The organism is Sphingosinicella flava (assembly GCF_016025255.1).
GTDB classification, from domain to species: Bacteria; Pseudomonadota; Alphaproteobacteria; order Sphingomonadales; family Sphingomonadaceae; genus Allosphingosinicella; species Allosphingosinicella flava.
Map to the genome: position 1 here is coordinate 1,819,903 of NZ_CP065592.1, position 20,170 is coordinate 1,840,072.

22 protein-coding genes are annotated in these 20,170 nt (G+C 64.3%); 11 read left to right on the forward strand and 11 right to left on the reverse strand.

What is annotated here, in order from left to right; genetic code table 11:
- The first annotated feature begins 22 nt into the window (after positions 1 to 22).
- Positions 23 to 571 carry a thiamine phosphate synthase gene (locus IC614_RS09305; protein WP_200971052.1) on the forward strand — a complete coding sequence of 183 codons (549 nt, stop codon included), beginning with the start codon at positions 23 to 25 and terminating at the stop codon, positions 569 to 571.
- A gap of 174 nt (positions 572 to 745) precedes the next feature.
- On the opposite strand, the gene IC614_RS09310 is transcribed toward IC614_RS09305, so the two are convergent.
- On the reverse strand, positions 746 to 1,468 hold the full coding sequence (locus IC614_RS09310; RefSeq protein WP_226372623.1) for a hypothetical protein: 723 nt from the start codon (positions 1,466 to 1,468) through the stop codon (positions 746 to 748).
- Between the two features lie 220 nt (positions 1,469 to 1,688).
- Here IC614_RS09310 and IC614_RS09315 point away from each other — a divergent pair, with 220 nt between their 5' ends.
- Genes IC614_RS09315 through holA form a run of 4 tightly spaced genes read left to right on the forward strand, consistent with a single transcriptional unit; the run spans position 1,689 to position 6,212 of the window.
- Entirely contained in the window at positions 1,689 to 2,162 is a 474-nt protein-coding gene (locus tag IC614_RS09315; RefSeq protein ID WP_200971053.1) for a DUF3576 domain-containing protein, read from the forward strand.
- Between the two features lie 23 nt (positions 2,163 to 2,185).
- Positions 2,186 to 4,702 carry a leucine--tRNA ligase gene (gene leuS / locus IC614_RS09320; protein ID WP_200971054.1) on the forward strand — a complete coding sequence of 839 codons (2,517 nt, stop codon included), beginning with the start codon at positions 2,186 to 2,188 and terminating at the stop codon, positions 4,700 to 4,702.
- A complete protein-coding gene (lptE, locus tag IC614_RS09325) occupies positions 4,699 to 5,190 on the forward strand; it encodes an LPS assembly lipoprotein LptE (protein ID WP_200971055.1) in 492 nt (163 codons plus the stop codon). The genes leuS and lptE overlap by 4 nt, the downstream gene beginning before the upstream one ends.
- Entirely contained in the window at positions 5,187 to 6,212 is a 1,026-nt protein-coding gene (holA, locus tag IC614_RS09330; RefSeq protein ID WP_200971056.1) for a DNA polymerase III subunit delta, read from the forward strand. Before lptE ends, holA begins: the two co-directional genes overlap by 4 nt.
- 4 nt (positions 6,213 to 6,216) lie before the next feature.
- Here the strand turns inward: holA and IC614_RS09335 are convergent, their stop codons facing one another.
- The 10 genes from IC614_RS09335 to hemE all read right to left on the reverse strand — a co-directional run bounded on the left by IC614_RS09335 (position 6,217) and on the right by hemE (position 15,659).
- Entirely contained in the window at positions 6,217 to 7,107 is an 891-nt protein-coding gene (locus IC614_RS09335; protein ID WP_200971057.1) for a ParB/RepB/Spo0J family partition protein, read from the reverse strand.
- Complete coding sequence (locus IC614_RS09340; RefSeq protein WP_200971058.1) at positions 7,104 to 7,886, reverse strand: ParA family protein; 783 nt, start codon at positions 7,884 to 7,886, stop codon at positions 7,104 to 7,106. The genes IC614_RS09335 and IC614_RS09340 overlap by 4 nt, the downstream gene beginning before the upstream one ends.
- Positions 7,883 to 8,512, reverse strand: coding sequence for a 16S rRNA (guanine(527)-N(7))-methyltransferase RsmG (rsmG, locus tag IC614_RS09345; protein WP_200971059.1), 630 nt, complete (start codon positions 8,510 to 8,512; stop codon positions 7,883 to 7,885). The genes IC614_RS09340 and rsmG overlap by 4 nt, the downstream gene beginning before the upstream one ends.
- Positions 8,512 to 10,359, reverse strand: coding sequence for a tRNA uridine-5-carboxymethylaminomethyl(34) synthesis enzyme MnmG (mnmG, locus tag IC614_RS09350; RefSeq protein WP_200971060.1), 1,848 nt, complete (start codon positions 10,357 to 10,359; stop codon positions 8,512 to 8,514). Before mnmG ends, rsmG begins: the two co-directional genes overlap by 1 nt.
- Positions 10,360 to 10,412: 53 nt before the next feature.
- Positions 10,413 to 11,702, reverse strand: coding sequence for a tRNA uridine-5-carboxymethylaminomethyl(34) synthesis GTPase MnmE (mnmE, locus tag IC614_RS09355; RefSeq protein ID WP_200971061.1), 1,290 nt, complete (start codon positions 11,700 to 11,702; stop codon positions 10,413 to 10,415).
- Complete coding sequence (locus IC614_RS09360; protein WP_200971062.1) at positions 11,699 to 11,929, reverse strand: DUF6489 family protein; 231 nt, start codon at positions 11,927 to 11,929, stop codon at positions 11,699 to 11,701. Before IC614_RS09360 ends, mnmE begins: the two co-directional genes overlap by 4 nt.
- A gap of 107 nt (positions 11,930 to 12,036) precedes the next feature.
- The gene (locus tag IC614_RS09365; RefSeq protein ID WP_200971063.1) at positions 12,037 to 12,750 is read right to left on the reverse strand and encodes a TerC family protein; all 714 of its coding nucleotides are present in this window, start codon (positions 12,748 to 12,750) and stop codon (positions 12,037 to 12,039) included.
- A gap of 25 nt (positions 12,751 to 12,775) precedes the next feature.
- Entirely contained in the window at positions 12,776 to 14,032 is a 1,257-nt protein-coding gene (rho, locus tag IC614_RS09370; RefSeq protein ID WP_200971064.1) for a transcription termination factor Rho, read from the reverse strand.
- 143 nt (positions 14,033 to 14,175) lie between these two features.
- On the reverse strand, positions 14,176 to 14,601 hold the full coding sequence (locus IC614_RS09375) for a CopD family protein (protein WP_200973182.1): 426 nt from the start codon (positions 14,599 to 14,601) through the stop codon (positions 14,176 to 14,178).
- 32 nt (positions 14,602 to 14,633) lie between these two features.
- A complete protein-coding gene (gene hemE, locus IC614_RS09380; protein WP_200971065.1) occupies positions 14,634 to 15,659 on the reverse strand; it encodes a uroporphyrinogen decarboxylase in 1,026 nt (341 codons plus the stop codon).
- A 322-nt stretch (positions 15,660 to 15,981) separates the two neighbouring features.
- Here hemE and IC614_RS09385 point away from each other — a divergent pair, with 322 nt between their 5' ends.
- The 6 genes from IC614_RS09385 to hpf are packed head-to-tail and all read left to right on the forward strand — an operon-like array spanning position 15,982 to position 20,109.
- Positions 15,982 to 16,803: a pyruvate, water dikinase regulatory protein gene (locus tag IC614_RS09385; RefSeq protein ID WP_200971066.1), complete on the forward strand. Its 822-nt coding sequence runs from the start codon at positions 15,982 to 15,984 to the stop codon at positions 16,801 to 16,803.
- Positions 16,800 to 17,384 (forward strand): Maf family protein, encoded by a 585-nt coding sequence (locus tag IC614_RS09390; RefSeq protein WP_200971067.1) that lies wholly within the window; start codon positions 16,800 to 16,802, stop codon positions 17,382 to 17,384. The genes IC614_RS09385 and IC614_RS09390 overlap by 4 nt, the downstream gene beginning before the upstream one ends.
- Complete coding sequence (locus IC614_RS09395) at positions 17,381 to 18,181, forward strand: shikimate dehydrogenase family protein (RefSeq protein WP_200971068.1); 801 nt, start codon at positions 17,381 to 17,383, stop codon at positions 18,179 to 18,181. Before IC614_RS09390 ends, IC614_RS09395 begins: the two co-directional genes overlap by 4 nt.
- Positions 18,178 to 18,771: a dephospho-CoA kinase gene (gene coaE, locus IC614_RS09400; RefSeq protein WP_200971069.1), complete on the forward strand. Its 594-nt coding sequence runs from the start codon at positions 18,178 to 18,180 to the stop codon at positions 18,769 to 18,771. The genes IC614_RS09395 and coaE overlap by 4 nt, the downstream gene beginning before the upstream one ends.
- A 7-nt stretch (positions 18,772 to 18,778) precedes the next feature.
- Entirely contained in the window at positions 18,779 to 19,492 is a 714-nt protein-coding gene (gene dnaQ, locus IC614_RS09405; RefSeq protein WP_200971070.1) for a DNA polymerase III subunit epsilon, read from the forward strand.
- A 47-nt stretch (positions 19,493 to 19,539) separates the two neighbouring features.
- Complete coding sequence (hpf, locus tag IC614_RS09410; protein ID WP_200971071.1) at positions 19,540 to 20,109, forward strand: ribosome hibernation-promoting factor, HPF/YfiA family; 570 nt, start codon at positions 19,540 to 19,542, stop codon at positions 20,107 to 20,109.
- Positions 20,110 to 20,170: the final 61 nt, after the last annotated feature.

The window sequence follows — 20,170 nt, forward strand, 5'->3', positions numbered from 1 at the left end:
GGCTTTGCCTATAGGAAGGGCCATGCGCCGCCGCCAGTCCCCTTCCCCGCCCATTCCGCGCCTGTGGCTGATGACCGACGAGCGGCTGGGCGACAGGCTGTGGGCGGCACTTGAACGGCTTCCGCGCGGAAGCGGGATCGTCTTCCGGCACTATCGGCTGCCAAAGGCGGAGCGGCGGAAGATGTTCGGCCAGGTCGCCCGCATCGCCCGCCGCCGCAATCTCATGCTCGTGGCGGCGGCTGCGGATGGATTGACGACAGCCCGCCTGGACGGCGTGCATAATCATACCGGCCGGCCGCATATTCATGCCGGCTTCCGCACCGCCTCCGCGCACAATTTGCGGGAAGTGATCGCGGCGTGCCGAAGGGGCGCCGATATCGTCTTTCTCTCCCCTGTCTACGCCACCCGCTCGCATCCGGGCGCCAAAGGCATCGGAGCGCTGCGTTTCGGCCTGCTGGCGCGGGGTTCCAGGGTTCCGGTCATCGCGTTGGGGGGCATGAACGCGGCGCGAGGGCGGCGGATGAAAGGTCTCGGCGCCTATGGCTGGGCGGGGATCGATGCGTGGAGCTGATTGAGACCCCTGGGTGCGATACCGGCATCGCCGAAATTCCAGCTTTCGCTGGAATGACGGTTGAGGGGGGAGGTCTCTCCATCAAATCAACGCTGCTGGCCGATGCGGTCCTTAACCGGCCAGTGCATGAACGGCCTTTGCAGGAAGACGCTATAGGATAAGGGGAAGCGCCGCCTAGAAGCGGAAGGCGGTGCCGACGTAGACCGACTGGCTGTCGCGGCGATCGTCTTCCAGCGGCTCCAGGCGGTCGCGCTGGATGCGATAGCGGGCGCCGGCCGTGACCGCGACGTTGCGCGCGATCGAATAGGAACCGCCGACGCCGAGCGAATAGCTTTCCTCCGGCACCACGATGCGCGGCAGCGGGCTGGTGGCGCGTTCGGCGCCGACTTCGACTCGGCCGGTGAATTTCTTCGCCGAATAGGAGACGCCGATATCCGCGGCCTGGCGTTCGCCGGGCAGCACGCCGCCCTGAATGCGCGCGACGTCGCCGGAAAGCGCGAAACGCTTCCAGCCCACGGCCAGGCCGAGATTGTAGGATACGGGGGTCAGGGCCGTCACCGCGCTGGCCGAGGCTTCGCCCGCAATGCCGCGATCCTGGACCGGGCGCGTGGTCGACGCGCGGACGGCGACGCGCACCGCCTTGTTCTTTTCGGTCGCCGCCGAAGGCGTGAAGCTATAGCTGCCGAGCCGGGCGCCGCGACGCGCGAATTCGGCGGCCAAACGGGGGTCGGCGATGGCGGGCGTGAACGAACCGACGCCGGCGAGGCTGAAGGACCGCGCGGTCCGCACATTCTTCTTCGCCTTCGATTCGGTCGCGGCAAGGGCGGGCGACAGCAGAAGCGCGAGCGCTGCGAGCGCCGTCCCCCCTGTTCCAACCATCCAAGCCTGCCTGCTCACGCCATTCGTCTCCCGTAACGATATGGTTTGTAGAACGACTCCCGTGCCGGCACTATAGCAGCAACGCACAATTTACGGGAATCTCCTCGCAATGTTGCCCATTTCCCACAAACCGGACTGACCCAGCATGAACGGCAAACGCGAACAGCGCTTGCCGGTTGCGCGAGGGCAACTATAAACGGCGGGAAACCTTATTTTCAGCGTCGAGGATTGTCAGTCGATGAAGCGTTCCCTCCACCTTGGCGCGGCCCTTGCCGCCGCCCTCGCCCTTTCCGGTTGCCAATGGATACGGGACGACATCAACAAATCCCTCGGCAAGGATCAGGCCGATCCGGTGCAGAAGGCGGATCTGGCGGCCAGCCAGGTGACGTCGATCGGCGTCAACGCCTATTTGTGGAAAGCCGCGCTCGAGACCTTGTCCTTCGCGCCACTCGCCCAGGTCGATTCGAACGGTGGCGTGATCGTCACCGATTGGTATGCCAACCCGAACAGCCCGGCCGAGCGGATGAAGGTGACCGCGACGATCCTCGACCGCGATCTGCGCGCCGACGCGTTGCGCGTCGCGGCGTCGCGCCAGGTTTCGCAGAACGGCCAGTGGGTGGATGCGCCGGTCGCCGCCGCGACCGTCCAGAAGCTGGAGGAGATCATCCTCACCAAGGCCCGCGACTTGCGCCGGGCAGCCGTGGTCAACTAATCTTCCAAGCAAAAGGCTGATCCATGGCAGCGCGTTTCAACCCGCTCGACGCCGACGCCCGTTGGCAAAGGGTCTGGGAAGAAAGGGGCGTGTTCCACGCGTCCGACACGAGCCCCAAGCCCAAAAGCTATGTGCTGGAGATGTTTCCCTATCCGTCGGGACGCATCCATATGGGCCACGTCCGCAATTACACGATGGGCGACGTCCTCGCCCGCTATCGCCGCATGCAGGGCTTCGAGGTCTTGCACCCGATGGGCTGGGACGCCTTCGGCATGCCCGCCGAAAATGCCGCGATGGAAAAGAAGGTGCATCCGGGCGACTGGACCCGCGCCAATATCGCGACGATGCGGGCGCAGCTGAAGCGCCTCGGCTTCGCGTTCGACTGGAGCCGCGAGCTCGCCACCTGCGAGCCCGATTATTACGGGCAGGAACAGGCGCTGTTCCTCGATCTTTATGAAGCGGGCCTCGTCTACCGCAAGCAGAGCGAGGTGAATTGGGATCCGGTCGACATGACCGTGCTCGCCAACGAGCAAGTGATCGATGGGCGCGGCTGGCGTTCCGGTGCCTTAGTCGAGCGGCGTAAGCTCAATCAATGGTTCCTGAAGATCACCGATTTCGCGGAGGAATTGCTCGACGGCCTCGATGCCCTGGAGGATTGGCCGGAAAAGGTCCGGCTGATGCAGAAGAACTGGATCGGCAAGAGCATGGGGCTCCGCTTCCGGTTCCAGCTCGCATCGCCCATAACAGGGCATGACGAGGTCGAGGTGTTCACCACCCGGCCCGACACGATCTTCGGCGCGAGCTTTGTCGCCGTCGCCGCCGACCACCCAATCGCGCTGGGCCTCTCGGACAATCCCGAGGTCGCCGCCTTCATCGCCGAATGCAAGCAGGGCGGCACGACCGCCGCCGAGCTCGAAACGGCGGAAAAGAAGGGGTTCGACACCGGCATCCGCGTACGCCACCCGCTCGATCCCGACTGGCACTTGCCGCTCTACATCGCCAATTTCGTGCTGATGGATTATGGCACCGGCGCCGTGTTCGGTGTGCCGGGGCACGACCAGCGCGATTTCGAATTCGCGTCCAAATATGGGCTTCCCATCAACCGCGTCGTTGCCTCGAGCCTTGACGAAGCGGGCCAGCCAATCGGCGGTGAAGCGGAAACGGGCGGCGGCGTGATCGTCAACAGCCGCTTTCTCGACGGCATGGACGTCGAAGCCGCCAAGGCCGCCGTCATCGCCCGCGCCGAGAACGGCGGCTGGGGCCGGGGCACGACCGTCTGGCGCCTGCGCGACTGGGGCGTGTCGCGCCAGCGTTATTGGGGCACGCCGATCCCGATCATCCATTGCGAGGCGTGCGGTCCCGTGGGGGTGCCGAAGGATCAGCTGCCGGTGGCACTGCCGGAAGATGTCAGTTTCGACATTCCCGGCAACCCGCTGGAACGTCATCCCACTTGGAGCAAGGCCGATTGCCCGCAATGCGGCGCGGCGGCGCGGCGGGAGACGGACACGCTCGACACCTTCGTCGATTCGAGCTGGTATTTCATCCGCTTCGCCAGCCAGCCGGACGACAAGCCGTTCGACAAGGCGGTCGCGGCCAGCTGGCTGCCCGTCGCCCAATATATTGGCGGCGTGGAACATGCGATCCTGCACCTGCTCTACGCCCGTTTCTGGACGCGCGCGCTGCAGCGGATCGGCAAGCTGGACGTCGCCGAGCCGTTCCAGGGCCTGTTCACGCAAGGGATGGTGACGCACGAAACCTATAGAGCGGGCGACGGCAGCTGGCTGTCCCCTGACGAAGTGCGCTGCGAAGGCGACGATTGGATCCACATCGAAAGCGGCCAGCCGGTCACCGCCGGCCGCGTCGAGAAGATGTCGAAATCCAAGAAGAACGTCGTCGATCCCGAGCCGATCGTCGACCAATATGGCGCCGACGCCGTGCGCTGGTTCATGCTGTCCGACAGCCCGCCCGAGCGCGACCTGCCGTGGAGCGAGGCGGGGATCGAAGGCGCCTGGCGCTTCGTCCAGCGCCTGTGGCGCCTGGCGGATGAGAATGTGGCGGCAGAGGGGCAGGACAAGGCGCTCGACCGCAAGCTCCACCAGACCATCGCCAGTGTCGCCGCCAACATTGAGTCGCTCGCCTTCAACAAGGCGGTGGCGAATATCTACGAATTGACCAGCGCGATCGAGAAAGCGGCGCCTTCGGCCTCGCGTAGCGCCGCCATCCGCGCCCTCCTGCGCATCGTCGCGCCGATGGTGCCGCATCTCGCCGAGGAGGCCTGGGCCGCGCTTGGCGAGCCGGGCTTGATCGCCGACGCCGCCTGGCCCGAGGTGGATGCCGCCCTTTTGGTCGAGGATGAGGTGACCATCGCCGTCCAGGTCAACGGCAAACTGCGCGACACGCTCACCGTCGCGAAAGATCTGCCCGGACCGGAGCTGGAACAGGCCGCCTTGGCCAGCGACAAGATCGCCCGCGCGCTCGACGGCAAGGCGCCGCGCAAGGTGATCGTCGTTCCGAACCGGCTGGTCAACATCGTCGCATGAGGACCGCGATCGCCCTCGCCGCCGCTTTCTTGATGAGCGGGTGCGGCTTGCGCCCGCTCTATGGGGGCGGAGGCCAAGGCGCGGTGGTGCGGACGTTGAGCGGGGTCGATGTCGCGCCGATCCCGGGACGCGCCGGGTGGCTGGTACGCACCGCGCTCCAGGACCGGCTCCGCGCCGCCGGTGACGCCGCGCCGCGCTATCGCCTGCAGATCGTGCTGGACGATGAGATTACCGGCTACGGCATCCGCGCCGACAATGCCACGACGCGCGAGCGGCGGACCTTGCGGGCGCGCTACCAGCTCGTCGACGCCGCGCTCGGCACCGTGCTGCTCGATGCGACGGCGGGGTCGGATGCGGGCATCGACGTGGTGAGTTCCGAATATGCGACGGTCGCCGCCGAGGAAACCGCGCTCGAGCGCCTGTCGGCGGAGCTCGCCGACCAGATCGTGGCGCGTGTCGCGCTCTACGCCGCGCGCGAAAATCCGTGAAGGCCAATCGCGGGCAGGTCGAAAAGGCGCTGCGGGCGCCAGGGCCGGATACTCGCTTCATCCTGCTCCACGGTCCCGACGATGCGGGATCGCGCGCGCTTGCCAAGCTCCTCGGCCAGGCGCTGGGCGGCGATGCCGAGCGGATCGACCTCAGCGGCGCGGAGCTTAAGGCCGATCCTGCGCGGCTGGCCGATGAGGCGGCGTCCATCTCCATGTTCGGCGGCGCGCGCTATATCGAGGTCGATCCGGCGGGCGACGAATGCGCCGCGGCGGTGGAAGCGCTGATCGAAGCCCCGGCGGCGGGCAATCCCGTCCTGCTGCTCGGCGGCGCGCTCAAGGGAACGTCGCGCCTGCTGAAACTCGCGCTCGCCGCGCCCAATGCCCTCGCCTTCGCCAGCTATGCGCCGGAGGGACGCGATGCGGGCCGGGTCGCGATGGATCTGGCGCGGGAACAGGGCCTGACCTTGCGTCCCGACGTCGCCCAGCGCATCGCCGACATCACCGGCGGCAACCGGGCGCTGATCGATCAGGAAATGCGCAAATATGCGCTCTATGCCGATGCCGAACCGGATCGGCCGCAGGCAATCGACCATGACGTGATCGATGCCGTCGGCGCGGCCAGCGACGAGGGCGATTTGTCGCGGATCGTCGATGCGGTCGCTGGCGGCGACCCGGCCCTGCTGAAAATCGAGCTGGCGCGTTTGGCGACCGAGAATGTGGAGGGCATCGCCCTGCTGCGCGCGGTGCTGCGCCGCTTCACCCTGCTCGCCCGGATGCGGGCATCGGTCGAGGGAGGAAACAGCCTCGATGCCGTCATGACGTCAGAAGGCAAGGCGTTGTTCTGGAAAGAAAAGCCCGCCGTTCAGCAGCAGCTTGGCCGGTGGCGGGGCGCATTGCTTGCCCGCGCCCTGGAGCGGCTTCTCGATGCCGAACGGCTGGTCAAAAGTTCAGGAGGCCCCGGCCCCATCGCGGCCGAGGAAACCTTGTTCGCGATCGCGCGCCAGGCAGCGCGCCTGCGCTGAGGGTTTATATCCGTTCGTTGCTGAGGCGCTGGCAGATCATGTCGAGCTGATCGAGCGTCGAATAAGTGAGGGTCACCGTGCCGCCCGCGCCGTCCTGATAGCCGATTGCTACCTTGAGGCCGAGCATGTCGCCAAGCTGGCGCTCGAGCGCCGCAAGGTCCGCATCCTTGGCGCCGCCCCCGGACGGCACCCGGTCTCCCGCCGCCTTGCGCGGCTTCGCATCGCGGACCAATTTCTCGACGTCGCGCACCGACAAGCCGCGCGCGACGATATCATCCGCCAGCTGCTCGGCATCGGGCGCAGAAACGAGCGCGCGGGCATGGCCCATGCTGATCTCGCCCGACGCCACCTTGGCGCGGACCGACGCCGGCAGGTCGAGCAGGCGGAGGAGATTGGCGACGTGGCTGCGCGATTTGTGGACGATCTTGCCCAGCGCGTCCTGGGTGTGCCCGAAATCGGCGATGAGGCGCTGATAGGCTTCCGCTTCCTCGACCGCATTCAGATCCTGGCGCTGGATGTTTTCGATCAGCGCGACTTCAAGCGTGTTGGGATCGTCGAACTCGCGGACGACGACCGGCACTTCGTGAAGCTGGGCACGCTGTGCCGCCCGCCAACGCCGCTCGCCCGCAACGATTTGATACCGGCCGCCATGGGGACGGACGACGAGCGGCTGGAGCACGCCGCGCGCACGGATCGACTCGGCGAGTTCGTTCAGAGCGGCTTCGTCGAAATGGCGGCGCGGCTGATCGGGATTGGGAGCGATGCTCGCTACGGGCACGAGTTGAACGCCCTTGCCGGCGCCGGGGCGTTCTTCGGAGGGGGCGCTTTCGCCCAGCAGGGCGGACAGGCCGCGGCCCAATCCCGGCGCGCGCTTTCTCATCGGAATTTCGCTCATGCGGCTTCTGCTTTCTCCGGCAAGCGGGCGATCAATTCCCGCGCGAGGGACATATAGGCTTCGGACCCCGGACAACGCATGTCGTAGATGAGCGCCGGTATGCCATGGCTAGGCGCCTCGGACAGGCGGACATTTCGCGGAATAACCGTATCGAACACGGTTTTGCCGAGCACGGCGCGGACATCGTCGGCCACTTGGCCGGACAAATTGTTGCGGCGATCGAACATGGTGAGGGCAACGCCGACCACGGAAAGCCCCGGATTGAAGCGGTCGCGGACGAGCTCGATTGTACGGAGCAGCTGGCTTAGGCCTTCCAAAGCGAAAAATTCCGCCTGCAACGGTACGAAAATCGACTCCGCGGCGACCAGCGCGTTGACGGTGAGAAGACCGAGCGAGGGCGGGCAATCGATCAGGCAAATGTCCCAGCGGGCCGCGCCGGACGCGTTCAGCGCGGCGTCCAATCGATGGGTGCGGTCGGGCTCGCCCACCAGCTCGACCTCGGCGCCGGAGAGGTTCACGGTCGCGGGAACGACATGAAGGTTGGGAACGATGGTGGCGACCGCGACGTCCTCCAATCCGCCATTGCCGAGGAGGAGATCGTAACTGGACGATTCGCGTTGGGAATGATCGACTCCGAGGCCCGTCGACGCGTTGCCCTGCGGATCGAGATCGACGACCAAAACCTTCCAGCCGGTCGCGGCGAGCGCGGTGGCTATGTTGATTGTCGTGGTGGTCTTCCCCACCCCGCCTTTCTGGTTGGCGACCGCGAGCTTGATCATGTGCGCCTCGTCCCCTTCGCCCGCTGAACCCCCTGCGCCACGATGATTCCAGCGTCGGAATCGGTCAGGCTGGGCTCGACCCGGAAGAAACCGTGCCACAAACCCGCCTGCGCTTCCAGTTCCGATGCAGCATTGCGTCCTTTCGGCAAGATCCAGGTCGTGCCCTTATCCGAAAACGGCAATCCGAGCGGCAGGATAGTGTGCAGGGGCGCAAAAGCGCGGGCGCTGATGACGTCATAGCGGCGCGGCGGTACCCGCTCCACTTTGGCGCACAGAATTTGCGTTTTGCCTGAAAGAGCGAGCGTGTCGGCGGCACGGCGGAGAAAATCGACGCGTTTCGGCCGCGTTTCGACCATAGTCACTTTTGCCTGAGAGAGCGCTGCGATAATCAGGCCAGGAAAGCCTGCGCCAGTCCCGAGATCGATCCAGCTTTTGGCATCGGGCGCGAATCGCAAAAGTTGCGCAGAGTCCCAAATATGGCGTTCCCAAATAGAATCCAGGGTTGCGCGGGATATCAGATTTTGGACTTCATTTTCTGAACGGAGCAGCGCGACAAAGGCCTCCATCCTTTCCAATGTTTCACGTGAAACATTGCAGTGTCTTTCAACCCATGCCCGCCCGTTCATTACGCCGCTCTCCGGCGAACGTGGACTAAAATGGCTGCCAATGCCGCAGGCGTGATCCCCCTGATGCGGCTTGCCGCCCCCAAGGTGGATGGCTGCGATGCCTGGAGCCGTTCCATCATTTCACCGGAGAGCCCCGCAATATCGCAGTAATTGAGATCGGCCGGCAAACGTACGGCTTCGTCCGACCGTAGCCGTGCAACCTCCGCTGCCTGCCGTTCGAGATAAGGCGCATAGCGATGATCCTGGACTGCCGTTTCGATCAGATTTGTCGAAAACTGTCCGGCTTCAGGAAGGAGCCTCTTTATCGCCGCTTCATGCACCTCGGGAAAGCGAAGCCATTCGGTCAGGGGACGCCGCACTCCATCGTCACGCACGGAAATGTCTTCCCGTTGAAGGTCGGCACCGCGATATCTGGCCGATAACAACGTCTCCAAGGCAGCGCGATCGGCCTGCTTGGCGTCGAAAGCGGCTTTACGCTCTTCCGATACGCAACCGGCCGCAATGGCCTTGGGCGTGAGTCGCACATCGGCATTGTCCGCGCGCAGGTGCAAGCGGTATTCGGCGCGCGCGGTCAGCATGCGATAGGGTTCGGTGACGCCTTGCAACACCAAATCATCGACCATGACGCCAATATAGCTGTCGCTGCGGTCGAACAGGATAGGAGCCGTTTCCTTTGCGAATGCCGCTGCGTTCAAGCCGGCGACCAACCCTTGCGCGGCAGCTTCCTCATAGCCCGTAGTGCCGTTGATTTGGCCGGCGAGATAGAGGCCGGGAATGTTGCGGACGCCCAGCGTGGGTTCCAGAATGCGCGGATCGACATAATCATATTCCACGGCATAGCCGGGCTGGGCGATGTCCACATTTTCTAGGCCTTCCATGGAGCGCACCATGGCCAATTGAACGTCCTCCGGCAGGGAGGTCGATATGCCGTTTGGATAAATGAGCGGATCGTTCAAACCCTCGGGCTCGAGAAAAATCTGATGCCCTTCGCGGTCGCCGAAGCGATGAATCTTGTCCTCGATGGACGGACAATAACGCGGCCCTACGCCTTCGATGTCGCCGGAGAAAAGCGGGGACCGATCCAACGACGCGCGGATGATATCATGCGTAACGGCATTTGTGCGCGTGATCGCACAAAAAAGCTGAGGCGCGGATCGTCCCGGGCTCAGCTCCGACATGGTCCAGTGCCCATCATCGGAGGGCTGCCGTTCGAGCCTCGCCCAATCGATGCCGCGCCCATCAAGACGTGGCGGCGTCCCGGTCTTGAGACGGCCGAGCGGCAAATCAAGATGCCGCAATTGCATGCCGAGATCGCGGGCGGCCTGCTCGCCGACCCGACCTCCAGCCGTGTTGCGCAGCCCGAAATGCAACTTGCCGTTGAGGAACGTGCCCGTTGCCAGGATAACGGCGCGCGCCCGGATCGCCGAACCATCCGCCAATTGCAGGCCGTTAATTCTGCCGGACTCGATCAGCAGCGATTGGGCCTCTCCTTCAAGGATATCGAGATTGGCCTGGCGTTCGAGCAAGGTGTGGATGGCGCGCTTGAACAGGCGCCGGTCGGCCTGGATACGCGGACCGCGAACGGCAGCTCCCTTGCTGGCGTTGAGCATGCGGTAGTGAATGGCCGCTTGGTCGGCGGCGCGGCCGAGGAGACCGTCAAAGGCGTCGACTTCACGAACGAGATGCCCTTTTCCGAGGCCTCCGATGGCCGGATTGCAGGACATGGCTCCAATCATATCCCGCCTGAAGCTGACCAGCATTGTCGACACGTCCATGCGTGCCGCCGCCGCGGCAGCTTCACAGCCGGCGTGGCCGCCGCCGACAACGATAACATCATAATGACGCATGAAGCTCAGCTACGGTCTGCCACCCATTCTGTCAAAATGTTCCACGTGGAACATCATTTGCCGATGCAAAATCGTCCGAAAAGTGCATCGAGCATGTCCTCCACCCCGGATTGGCCCGTTACCCTGTCGAAATGGAGGCGCACCTGGCGCAGTTCCTCGGCGACAAGCAGGAGATCGCTTTCATGCGCCGCGTTCTTCAAACTTTCGGCAGCGTGGCTAAAGGCTTCGCGATGGCGGCGATTGATCGCCACTTCGCCCTCTGCGGGCAGCATGCCGGCACTTATTTCAATAAGGAGGGCCAGGAGCCTGTCCAGGCCCTCGCCACCCAGCGCCGACACTGCGAGATCGGCGCCCGGCTCGAACGGGGCAATATCGCTTTTCGCGGAGATTCGAATGATTCGTGGGCCCGAAGGTCGGTCGTCCGGCTTGCCGAGCCACAGGATCACATCCGCCGCCTCGAGATGCGCTTCCGCCCTTTCGACGCCGATCGCTTCGATCATGTCTTGCGATTCCCGCAATCCCGCTGTGTCGATCAGGATGAAAGGATAGCCGCCCAGAGAGACTGGCGCTTCAATGCTGTCTCGCGTCGTGCCGGCAAGAGGCGAGGTGATCGCGACATCCCGCCCGGCGAGCGCATTCATCAAGGTCGACTTGCCGGCATTGGGCGGACCCGCGATCACCACCCGAATGCCGTCGCGAAGCCGTTCCGCCGACGGGCGCTTCAAGGCTCGCGCGACATCCCGCTCGAGTTCGGCCAAGGCGGGCCGCCAGCGCTCAGCCGACTCCGCACCGACATCGCCTTCATCTGAGAAGTCGATCTCCGCTTCGACCTGAGCGGCGATCGCAAGCAGCTGCTCTTGCCATCCCCGGATTTCACGGCTGAGAGCCCCACCCGCCATGGCGAGCGCCGATCGGCGCTGGCTCTCGGTTTCCGCGGTCAGCAGGTCGGCAATGCCTTCGGCTTCGGTCAGGTCGATCCGGCCGTTTTCGAATGCGCGGCGCGTGAATTCGCCCGCTTCGGCAGCGCGCAGACCGGGAACCGTTGACAGGGCCTCCAGCACCGCTGCCACGACCGAACGGCCGCCATGCACATGGAGCTCGCACAGATCCTCGCCCGTCGCCGTGCGCGGTCCAGGAAAGAACAGGATGAGCGCGTGGTCGAGCAAATCCCCGCTTTTGGGATGCCTCAACCGGGCATAGGAAGCCCGGCGCGGCTGCGGCACCCGCCCGGCCAATGCCGCCAGCGCCCCGGCGGCCAGCGGGCCGCTCACCCGAATGATTCCGATCGCGGCGGGAGGCGTTCCGGACGACAGCGCATAGATGGTGTCGGGCCGGGCGTTCACCTCTTGCCGCTCATCCCGTCCATCATCTGACGCCAGAGGGCCATGCCGTTCTCACCCAGCGGCGCCCAGCTCTTCATCATCTCGCCAAAGGCTTCCTGGCCGATGCCGTCGGTCATCGCCTTGCGCATCTGTTCGAGATAGAGGTCGTGAATGGGCGTCAGATCGGGAAGGCCGAGAAAGCGCCGCGCCTCCTCCGGCGTGCAATCGATGTCGACGGAAACCTTCATGCCGCTCTCCTTTGCTGACGAGGGATTCAGCTTATCGAACTGCGGGGGGAAGAACCATCCTCGGATGCTTCGAAGCCGGAAATCCGGCTCCGTGCCTTACCAGCCGTTCAACCCAGAGTCGCCGCGAGCACCGGCTCCACTTCGTGCCAGCCTTCCCAGATCATCTTCAGCGCAACGTAGACGATGACCGCAAGGCCTACCCAAGCGATCCAGCGGAAGCGTTCGATATATTTGGCGATGACGTTGGCGGCGAGGCCCATCAGGGCGACCGACAGCAGCAAGCCGATGATCAGGATGCCGGGATGGTCGCGCGCCGCGCCAGCGACGGCGAGGACATTGTCGAGGCTCATCGACACATCGGCCAGCGCGACCGCCCAGGCGGCGCCCGCGAAGGTCTTGGCGGACCGGAGTCCGGTATGCTCGTCGCCGTCGACTTCGGGCGAGCCCGCGGATTCGCCGGTGTGGCGGATTTCGCGATACATCTTCCAGGCGACCCAGAGCAGCAGGAATCCGCCCGCCAGCACCAGCCCGACGATGCCGAGCAGCCAGCTCACCATCAGCGCGAAAATGATGCGCAGGACGAGAGCGGCGACGATGCCAATCAGGATGACTTTCTTGCGCTGATCGGCCGGGAGACCCGCCGCCAGCGCGCCGACGACGATGGCATTGTCGCCCGCCAGCATGATGTCGATCATCAGCACCTGGCCGAAGGCGGACAAAGCGGAGGGCGAACCCAGATTGGAGAAATCGGCGACGATATGCCCCCAGATGTCGCCAAGGCCGCCGATCGTGGCGGAGAAGGTCAGAAACAGGTCCAGCATAGCCCCTCCGAACGCCTCCAAGCCCTTACTGGTTCATCGACGCGAAGAAATCCTCGTTGGACTTGGCGTCCTTCATCTTGTCGAGGAGGAACTGCATCGCGTCGACCGTGCCCATCTGCATGAGGATGCGGCGGAGCACCCACATCTTCGACAGGGTCGCCGGATCGACCAGCAATTCTTCCTTGCGGGTGCCGGACTTGCCGACGTCCAACGCCGGGAAGATACGCTTGTCGGCGACCTTGCGGTCGAGGACGATTTCCGAGTTGCCGGTGCCCTTGAACTCTTCGAAGATCACCTCGTCCATCTTCGAACCGGTGTCGATGAGCGCGGTGGCGATGATCGACAGCGAGCCCCCTTCCTCGATATTGCGGGCGGCGCCGAAGAAGCGCTTCGGCCGCTGCAGGGCGTTGGCGTCGACGCCGCCGGTCAGCACCTTGCCGGAGCTGGGCACGACCGTGTTGTAGGCGCGCCCCAAGCGGGTGATGGAGTCGAGCAGGATCACGACATCCTTCTTGTGCTCGACCAGGCGCTTCGCCTTTTCGATCACCATTTCAGCCACTTGCACGTGGCGCTGCGCCGGTTCGTCGAAAGTCGAGGAGATGACCTCGCCATTCACGCTGCGCTGCATGTCGGTGACTTCTTCCGGGCGCTCGTCGATGAGGAGCACGATCAGGAAGACTTCGGGGTGGTTGTCGGTGATCGCCTTGGCGATGTTCTGAAGGAGAACGGTCTTGCCGACGCGCGGCGGCGCGACGATCAGGGCGCGCTGGCCCTTGCCCTGCGGCGAGACGATGTCGATGACGCGGGCGGACTTGTCCTTGACGGTCGGATCGAGCGTGTCGAGGCGGAGCTTCTCGTTCGGGTAGAGCGGCGTCAGATTGTCGAAATTGACGCGGTGACGCACCGCTTCGGGATTGTCGTAATTGATCGAGACGATGCGGGTCAGCGCGAAATAACGTTCGCCGTCCTTCGGCGCGCGGATCTCGCCTTCCACCGTGTCGCCCGTGCGCAGGCCGAAGCGGCGCACCTGGTTCGGCGCCACGTAAATGTCGTCCGGCCCGGCGAGATAATTGGCGTCTGGCGAGCGGAGGAAGCCGAAACCGTCGGGCAGCACCTCGATCGTGCCCATGCCCATGATCTCGTCGCCCTGTTCGGCCTGGACCTTGAGGATCGAGAACATCAGCTCCTGCTTGCGGAGCGTGGAGGCGCTTTCGACCCCGATTTCTTCGGCCATCGCAACGAGCTCTGCCGGGGTTTTTTGCTTCAAGTCTTTTAAATGCATGAGGAATCTCAAAGGAAGGAGGTGTCGTCCGAAAGCGGCAGAACAGCGGCAAGAGGAAAGCCCGCGCCAAGGACTGGCAGGCAACGACTTGCCCTGCCGTTAGGCTCCCGCTTTTTTCAAGTCAAGCGGGTGAAAGCCGCCGGTCAGAACGGCCGGACGATGACCAGAATAACGATAAGGGCGGTGGCGATGCCCGGCACTTCGTTCATAATGCGAAGCGCTTTGCCGCTGACCGGGCGCTCGCCCCGCGCCAGCTTCTTGCCGTAGCTCACCATATAGCCATGATAGCCCGACAAAATAAGGACCAGCGCAAATTTCGCGTGGAACCAGCCTTGGCTCCAGGCTCCCGTCGTATAGGCAAGGGTCAAACCGAAGACCCAGACCAGGATCATCGCCGGCGTGAGGATGATGTTGCGAAGTTTCCGCTCGCGGTCGATCCAGCGCGCTTCCTCGTCCGAGCCCGGCGCCGCTTCCTGATGATAGATGTAATAACGCGGCAGCATGAACAGGCCCGCGATCCAGAAGATCACGAAGATGAGGTGGCCCGCCTTGATCCACGCATAGGTCATGCTGAGCGCCGTAGCGAGGTTGAGCCCGTCCGTCACGCGCGGACGATCCTCAGCAAGGCTTCGACATGGTTGATCGGTGTATCCGGCAAGATGCCATGCCCCAGGTTGAAGACGTGCGGACGATCTTCGAAGGCCGATATGATATGGCGCGCCGCCTTTTCAAGCGCGTTTCCGCCGGCAATGAGCGCGAGAGGATCGAGATTGCCCTGCACCGGAAGGGTCGCGGGCAGTTCCCGCGCCGCCCAGAGCGGATCCACGGTTTCATCAAGCCCGATCGCGTCGACGCCCGTTTCGCGCGCATAAGCGGCGAGCTTGCCGCCCGCGCCTTTGGGAAAGCCGATGACCGGCACATTAGGATGGCGTGCCTTGAAAGCGGCGACGATGGCGGCGGTCGGCACGACGACCCAGCGTTCGAATTGCTCCGGCGACAGGCTTCCAGCCCAGCTGTCGAACAGCTGCACGGCTTCCACGCCTGCCCGCACCTGACCCGACAGATAGTCCACGGTCATGCCGGATATGGCGTCGATGATCGCCTGGAAGGCCTGGGGGTCGCGATAAGCGTAACGCCGCGCCTCGGCCTGCTCGCGGCTGCCCTGGCCGGCCACCATATAGGTCGCGACGGTCCAGGGACTGCCCGCGAAGCCGAGGAAGGTCGTTTGCGCCGGCAATGCGGCCGCCACCTTTTCCACAGTCCGGTATATGGGCTGCAAACGGCCGGAAACGGCCTCCAGAGCGCGTAAATCGCTATCGACGAGAGGTGGGGTCAATCGCGGGCCTTCTCCGGCCACAAAGGTCAAATCCTGGCCAAGCGCATGGGGGATGACGAGAATGTCGGAGAATAAGATCGCGCCGTCGAACCCGAACCGGCGGATCGGCTGAAGCGTGATTTCGGCCGCCGCCTCCGGATCGTAGGCCATGTCGAGAAAGCCGCCCTTGGCCGCCCGGAGCGCGCGATATTCGGGCAGATAGCGTCCGGCCTGACGCATCAGCCAGATCGGCCGGACGCCCGGATTTCCGCCATTCAGGACGGTCAGCAAAGGCTTCGATATTCCGCTCATGGCAAGGCTGGCTCCGCTCGGTCCCAAAAATAATATTATATTTATAGAGAGTCTGATGAAGGAAGTAGGGCGCTGGATGCCGGGGTTTATTGGCTTGCCCCGTTCTTGCCAACAGTTTGACTCTGGCGCGGCCGCGGAAGCGCGCGGATTCGCCGGATTTATCCCCGTGATCCACAGGATGAACGTGGAACCTTTCCGATGTTCGCCAAAGTGTGGATGGAAATTGTGGAAGCGGGGGCAAAAGCTTTCCTTGAATCGATCCCAAGCCTTCCGCTAGCCCTATCCCCATGGTTTTCCACAAGCAGTTCGGGCGGGATAGGGAATGAATCGGCTGCATCTCCACCTGCTGTCGGATTCGACCGGCGAAACCCTTGAAATGATTGCCAAGGCTTGTCTTTCCCAATTCGACGAGGTCGAGACGATCAAGCATTTCTGGCCGATGGTCCGGTCCGAAGGCCATCTCGATCGCGTGCTGGAGGATATCGAGCGGCGGCCGGGCCTCGTTCTCTTCACCCTCGCCAACAACATGGTGCGGCGCGAGCTGGAGCAAAAATGCCGCCGCAAGGGAATAGCCGCCGTTTCGGCGCTGGATCCCGTGATCGACGCATTGACCGTCGCCTTCGGTCAGCAAGCCAAGGCGCGGCCTGGACGGCAGCACGCCCTTGATGAGGCTTATTTCGCCCGCGTCGACGCCATTCAGTTCACCATCGCCCATGACGACGGGATCGGGTGGGAGAATTGGGAAGAGGCCGACGTGGTGCTGGCCGGGGTTTCCCGCACCTCGAAGACGCCGACGTCCATCTATCTTGCCAACAAGGGTTATAAGGTCGCCAATATTCCACTGGTTCCCGAATTGCCGCTGCCGCCCAGCCTGTTCGCCCTCAACCATCCGCTCGTCGTCGGCCTCACCACCAATTCCGACCGGCTGATCCAGATAAGGCGCAACCGGCTGCTGTCGCTCAACCAGGCGCCGGAAACCGATTATGTGGACGAGCAAGCGGTCGCCGCCGAACTGGCCTTCGCGCGCCGCCTGTTCGCAGACAATGGCTGGCCGGTCATCGACGTGACCCGCCGTTCGATCGAAGAAACCGCCTTCGCGATCGTCAAGCTCGTCAATCAGCGGCTGGACGCCGCGGAAGAATGATCGGCCTCGCATCCCGGAGCGAAACGCGGCAGCGCATGCTGGCGGCGGCGGGCGTACCCTTCGACGTCGTTTCCGCGCCGCTGGATGAAGAAAAGGTCAAGGAACGGCTCCGGGCGAATGGGATGGACGCGTCCTCGCTCGCTCTGGCGCTTGCCGAGGCGAAGGCGCGCGCTGCCGCGGCACCTCTTCCGGTCCTGGGCGCCGATCAGACGCTTGAGCTCGACGACGGCACCATGCTCGACAAGCCTGTCTCGCGGGCCGATGCGGAAGGCCAGCTTCGCCTGCTGTCCGGGCGGACGCACAGGCTTCATTCGGCTGCCGTCCTGATCGAACGAGGGGCGGTGACGTGGCGCGCGACGGAAAGTGTAGCGCTGACCGTCAGGCCGCTCAGCGACGCGTTCATCCAGTCCTATCTCGACCGGGAATATGAGGCGATACGCTGGAGCGTCGGCGGCTATCGCATCGAGGGCCTCGGCGCTCAGCTTTTCTCGAGCATCGAGGGAAGCCATTTCGCCATTCTGGGCTTGCCGCTCCTGCCCTTGCTCGATCATCTGCGCACCAGCGGAAAGATGCCGGCATGAGCGTGCCCTATGCCGAAGTGATCGGAGATCCGGTCGCCCACAGCCTGTCGCCGATCATCCACGCATTCTGGCTGGCCCGCCTCGGCTTGCCGGGCGCTTATCGGGCGTTGCGGCTCGTTGCGGACGACCTCCCCGCCTATTTCGCCGCTCGCGCGAAAGATCCGGCATGGCGGGGCTGCAATGTCACGATGCCGTTGAAGGAAGCGATTCTGCCTTATCTCACCAGCCAGTCCGAGGGCGTCCGGCTGACGGGGGCGTGCAACACCGTCTCTTCGGCGGGAACGGCGTATAATAGCGACATAGCGGGCGTTCGGGACACGCTGACCGGGCATGGAATCGGGAAGGACGGCGCCGTCCGGATCATCGGGACCGGCGGCGCGGCACGGGCCGCGATCGCCGGATGCCTCGCCGCAGGCATTTCCGCGCACCGCATCACCGTTCACGGCCGCAGCGCCGATAAAGCAAGCGCGCTGGCGGCGGCTCTGCTCGGCGACTCAGGACGCATAGGGGCGTTGGACGACGACGACCTGGCGGGGGCCGATATTCTGATCAACGCTTCGCCGCTCGGCATGGCCGGTTTTCCGCCGCTCGCCGTCGAGCCCCAGGGCCTCGTTTTCGACATGGTCTACCATCCGCGCGAGACCGCGCTCCTGGCTTCGGCACGGGCGCGCGGCCTGCCGACCGTCGACGGCATCGACATGCTGATCGCGCAGGCCGCCGCTGCCTTTCCCATCTTTTTCGGCCATCCCGCCCCGCGCGACGCGGACGCCGCCCTGCGGCAAAGGCTGACGTCATGATCGTGCTTGGCCTGACCGGATCGATCGGCATGGGAAAATCCACCGTTGCGCGGATGTTCGCCGACGAAGGAATTCCGGTGTTCGACGCGGACGCCGCCGTCCACCGGCTGCAGGGGCCGGAAGGGCGACTCGTCGCCGCCATCGAGGCGCATTTTCCGGGAACGACCGGCGCGGCGGGGGTCGACCGGACCAGCCTCGCCGAACGCGTGCTCGGCGACCCTGCGGCGCTCGAAAGGCTGGAAGGGCTGATTCATCCCGCCGTCGCCAAGGAAAGGCGGCTGTTCCTGGAGGCGCATTCGGATTCACCGCTGGTCGTGCTGGATATCCCGTTGCTGCTTGAAAAAGGCGGGAGCGGACAGACCGACAAGATCGCCGTCGTCTCCGCCCCTGCCGAGGTGCAGCGCGCCCGGGTGCTCGCGCGCGCCGGCATGACGCCCGAAAAGTTTGCCCGCATAGTGGCGCTTCAGATGCCGGACGCGGACAAACGGGCCCTGGCCGATTTCGTGATTCCGACCGGCGGCCCGATCGAAGACACGCGGTCATCGGTTCGCCGCATCATTGCTTGCCTGACCGGCGGGGCCGATTCATAAGCGCGCCATGCGCGAAATCGTTTTCGATACCGAAACCACCGGCCTCAGCCCCTTGAACGGCGACCGGATGGTCGAGATCGGCTGCGTCGAATTGTTCAACCGGGTCGAAACTGGACGCACCTTCCACGCTTATTTCAATCCCCGGCGTGCCATGCCCTCCGAGGCGGAAGCGGTGCACGGGCTCAGCGACATCTTTCTGTCCGACAAGCCTTTCTTCGAGGAGAGTTGCGAGGAATTGCTTGAGTTTATCGGTGATTCGCCCCTCGTCGCGCACAATGCGAGCTTCGACTTCGGCTTTTTGAACGCGGAGCTCGATTTGTGCGGCAGGCCCCTCATCCCCATGACGCGGATGGTGGACACGCTGGTGCTGGCGCGATCCCGCCATCCGGGCGCCAAGCACAGCCTGGACGCGCTCTGCACCCGCTATGGCGTCGATCGGAGCCTGCGCATCAAGCATGGCGCCTTGATCGACGCGCAGCTTCTTGCCCAAGTCTATGTCGAATTGTGCGGGGGCCGCCAGATCGGTTTCTCGCTGGCCGCGGAGATGGCCGAAGCGGGGCCGTCGGCACCCGTCGCCACGGTCATTGCGGCGGCCGCACGCACCGTGCGCCCCCCGCGCCCGCATGCTGCGAGCCAGGAGGAATTGGCGCGCCACGCCGCTTTTCTGGCGGAAATTACCGAGCCCTTGTGGAACCGGCTGAAGGCGGTGCGGTTGACGTAAGATGGGAGCGGGTCCAGTTTGACGACCTTGCCAGTACGGAGAAGACGATGGAAATTCTGGTCTCTGGTCATCAGGTCGATACGGGAGATTCCCTGCGGCAGCATGTTCAGGATCGAATGGCAGCAATTGCCGATAAATATTTCTCCCGCGCTATTTCCAGCCAGGTGACGTTCGGCAAAGCGCCTTTCGGCCATTTCAGCTGCGACATCGTCGCCCATGTCATGCAAGGCGTGGTCCTTAAAGGGTCGGCCCGGGCGAGCGAGGCGCACCCGGCTTTCGATCAGGCCGCGGACCGCATCGAGAAACAATTGCGCCGTTATATGCGGCGGCTCAAGGACAAGCATGGACGCGGCCTCAACGGCGCGGCCTATGAAATGGACGCCGGTTATACGGTGTTCGAATCCGGCGACGAGGAGGCGGAGCCTTCGGACAACCCCCCGATCGTCGCGGAAACCCGGGTCGACATTCCCGAAGCATCGGTGTCGGATGCGGTCATGCAGCTCGATCTTCGCAACACCAACGCCCTTCTCTTCCGCAACAGCGGGACGGGACATTTCAACATGGTCTATCGCCGGGGCGACGGAACCATCGGGTGGGTCGAACCGGAACGCGGCTGACGCCGCTTCACGGGCGCGCATTTTTGGTGCACAGGGCCTCCGCCGGGGGCCGAGGTATTCT